Here is a 3,371-nt window from a genome sequence, read left to right as displayed (position 1 = left end):
TTAGGATACTTAGAACGACCAGCAAAGAAATTAGTAAAAGCTGTTTGTAGGTGTCTTAACCCTTGTTGTAAAGGTACACAGCTAACTTCATTGAGAAAGTTTAATTCTTCTTGTTTTTTCCAATCGGTTAGCATTGAAGAAGTTTGAGCGTAGCCTACTCTTTCTTGCTTTTCGTACCAAGCTTGTGTTCGTTCGTGGAGAGCTTTGTTGTAAACCAATCTTACACATCCCAAAGTGCGCCGCAATAGCGACTCTTGTTCGGGTGTTGGGTAAAATCGGTAAGAATAGGCTTTTTCCATGTCTCATATTTTAGCATATATTTCGTAAATGTGCTAATATTTAACAGCAAAGCCGCCGTAAAACGGCGGGGTTTCAGACCTAAATTTTCGATGACGGAGCTACTTTAACGGGAAGTGTGGATTATCGGCTGGCCGCCGAAATATGTCGGGAACTCGATGCCATCGAGCGAAAGAATTGGCGGGATTATCGAAATCCACCTATCGACCATCGGCAAAAATCTGAGACAGTGCCAGCGCACATCGACCGAGGAAATGGAAGCGCGGCAGAAACATCAGGCTGTTTTGGGGGAATTGAACGGTCATTCCTTAAATGGCGCAGGTTGAACGATTTTGGTGTTTACTGTCCCAATTGCGTACTGCCCTCTTAAAACAGCGATCGCCGACTCATCGTTAAACGTAATTGTACTACCAGCAGGAGTGAAGCAGTCCGAGAAACCGGCGAGTAAATGACCTAACGAGAGTGCGGTCTCGCGCAGCGAGTGCCTTCGGCAGCGCTGTCAGCTAATTGCCCAGGAAGTAGCCGATGGGGAGGGAGACAGCCGCAATCAAACCCGTCGCCAAAAGAGAGTGGGTGATACTGCGGTGGGGAAATCTATCTTCCATGAAGCTGCTGAGGGGGAAGAAGATTTTGCTGATGGTTGAGGTGGTGGTGTCGATGTCAGGAAGCTGCGAACCCAGGACAGCCAAACCCAATGCCATCGGGTCGGCAGTTCCTATGACTAAAGATGTGCCTGCTGCGGCGATGGTGGCGTGGGTGGTGGACATGAAGGCAAGGAACATAGAGAGTTAGAGATGAAGCGATAGCTACTATTTTAAATTCTTGTGTAGTAGCCGTTAATTTTTAGTTGAATAGCTGTTGCATTAGCAGGAATTAAATTACTAAGATCAATTTCAAGATTTTGTCCTTTATTTAATACCAAATATTGCCCATCTATTTTAGTAATAGAAAAAATATTAGGGGTAATTTCACGATGAATACCAGTATCATATTCAGTGTATAGAATGGCGATGTAGTCAAGATAAGTTATTTCATTTTCCCTTTCTTGCAACTTAATTTTAGTAGTTTGATTGCCAAGAGCATGAATTTCCGTATCTTGTAAATCTTGACTAGCTCTGCTATATAAAACAGTACCTAAATCTAGCCAATAACCTTTACCAGTATCATAAACTAATAAATAAGGACAGCTACCTAAACCTAAACCTTGAGCAATGGACGAAGAAAATTCATCCCCAGGTTTAGGAATGAATATTTTTCTTTGATTAACTATCATAGATTCTACATTGATAACTGAACCAATAGCTAGTTTACGGGGAACATCTATATCATTTTTATTTGTTTTAATTTGGTTTAAAAAATCGTTACTTAGATTGATAGATTGAGTGATTTTCTGATTGTATTTTTTGATTTCTTCTACACTACTACCAAATGTAAGCTCTATATCTTTAGGTAAGGGTTTAGGAATATAGATCAAGTTTTGAGATAGATTCTCTACTGAAGATTTTCGTTCTTGATCAAACATAAATCCGAACTCAATGGGAATCAGATAATGTCTTTTGGGTTGAAGAATAACATTGATATTATCCGTTGTGTTGGTAGCAGATTTGAATAGCTTAGAACGCTCTGTAGCGTCAGATAACTTATAAGGATTCGCTTCTTTGTTTGCAATTTTATAGGTAATAGAATTAAGCGGGATCGGTTTTTCAGAAGAATTCCAAATATCAATTAATTTGACATAAGGCATAAATAAATCCGTATCAATAACCATCTTAAAACCAGTACAACCACCAGGCAATAAATTATTTTGAGATAAGTCGGTAATAAATTGATATTGATAACCTACTAAACCTCGTTGTTGTGGATTTGCCTGAATAACTTTTGTAATCCAAGTGTTATAGCGGTAAGCGCTTGAGTGAGATACAGACCAAGCTTTGCCTAGCATGGTTTATAGCTCGTGACACTGTACCTCATACGACTGCACACCGCTATATTTGTTCCCCAAAGATCGTCGGAAAATCCAAAATCTTTTGCTTTTAAAGTAGATTTTCCTATGTCTGCAAGTTGAGGATATTGAAAAATTACAGGAGTATCAAAAGTATCTTCAGAAAATAAAGTTGCTGTCCAAGGGGCTTCTTGAAGTTTATTAGAAAACTCTAACAGAATGGGATTATATTCTGCTCTTGCTATTGCATCTTTTCCTTCTTGTATTAACCCGTCTTGTTCAAATTGTCCTTGACTTTGATTAGCTGTTTCATTAGAATTGGAGTTTTTAGTTTGGTTTTTATAATTAACAGATGTTTGCAGTGGATTTATCTGATTTATCTGTTTGAGATTAGAAATAAAATCTTGATTCCCTGTTTCTTTAATAAATGTTTGAATACTGTCAAACACTGGACTTTTTTGAAAAATTATCGGATTTTTATCAAGCTCAAGTTCTTTAGTTAAGATATCAGGAATAGTTGGTTGAGTAGGGTCAAATAAAGCTAGTGTCGGATAAGAACCCCATAACGTTAAAGGCTGTGAATTTGGTAGGTTGCTATCTTCCGAGGGATTGATTCCATAGAAAAAGAGGACAAAAACTAGCAAAAACGCAGCAAAACCACCAGCTGCCTTGACTTTTACCTTATTATCTAGTCCTGGTATTGTACCCTCTAAATTTAGATCTCCTACAAAAAGAGAAGCAGCTAAACCGGAAAAAGCAGCAGCTAAAACCCTAATAAGAGCTAGAGTTGCGTCAGCAGTTGGTGGTGGATTAAAAACATAGAAAATAAAAGTACCTAGAACTACAGTTGCTAAGAAAATAGCAACTATTTTCTCCCAAGTTGAGTTACTTCCAGGTTGATTACTATTAGTCATGGTTTCACCTCAATAACTAGGGTTTGCTGAATAAATGTGAAATATAGACGAGGTAAGGGTTTTAGTGTCCTGTTTTGCTCTCACAGGTGCAAGATTTTGAGAGAATCGTGGTTCAAAACCTTGCGTCTTCATCGGCCCGCGTCCTGTAGGGGCGAAGCATTCGGGCAATAACCTATCGGTGAAACCGTAGATTTTCTATCCGAATGCTTCGCCCGTAC

At 38.9% G+C, this 3,371-nt stretch carries 5 protein-coding genes; 1 reads left to right on the top strand and 4 read right to left on the bottom strand.

Features of this window, described 5'->3' with window-relative positions; genetic code table 11:
• Positions 1–299: RNA-guided endonuclease InsQ/TnpB family protein (locus IM477_RS02865; protein ID WP_287730464.1), on the bottom strand; the 299-nt coding region annotated here is incomplete at its 3' end.
• Positions 300–455: 156 nt separating this feature from the next.
• Between IM477_RS02865 and IM477_RS02860 the strand changes: the two genes are divergently transcribed.
• On the top strand, positions 456–623 hold the full coding sequence (locus IM477_RS02860) for a hypothetical protein (protein ID WP_170915521.1): 168 nt from the start codon (positions 456–458) through the stop codon (positions 621–623).
• 177 nt (positions 624–800) lie between these two features.
• Here IM477_RS02860 and IM477_RS02855 read toward each other — a convergent pair whose 3' ends face one another.
• From IM477_RS02855 to IM477_RS02845, 3 genes are read right to left on the bottom strand one after another with little or no spacing between them, the layout of a single operon-like run.
• Positions 801–1,079, bottom strand: a complete 279-nt coding sequence (locus IM477_RS02855) for a metal-dependent hydrolase (RefSeq protein ID WP_079209241.1) — start codon at positions 1,077–1,079, stop codon at positions 801–803.
• A gap of 32 nt (positions 1,080–1,111) precedes the next feature.
• A complete protein-coding gene (locus IM477_RS02850) occupies positions 1,112–2,239 on the bottom strand; it encodes a hypothetical protein (RefSeq protein ID WP_287730463.1) in 1,128 nt (375 codons plus the stop codon).
• On the bottom strand, positions 2,233–3,153 hold the full coding sequence (locus IM477_RS02845; RefSeq protein ID WP_287730462.1) for a hypothetical protein: 921 nt from the start codon (positions 3,151–3,153) through the stop codon (positions 2,233–2,235). Before IM477_RS02845 ends, IM477_RS02850 begins: the two co-directional genes overlap by 7 nt.
• Positions 3,154–3,371 lie beyond the last annotated feature (218 nt).

Source organism: Microcystis sp. M090S1, assembly GCF_020246295.1.
Classification (GTDB): domain Bacteria; phylum Cyanobacteriota; class Cyanobacteriia; order Cyanobacteriales; family Microcystaceae; genus Microcystis; species Microcystis aeruginosa.
Note: the sequence above shows the minus strand (reverse complement) of the source record. Positions and strands in the feature narration are given on the sequence as shown.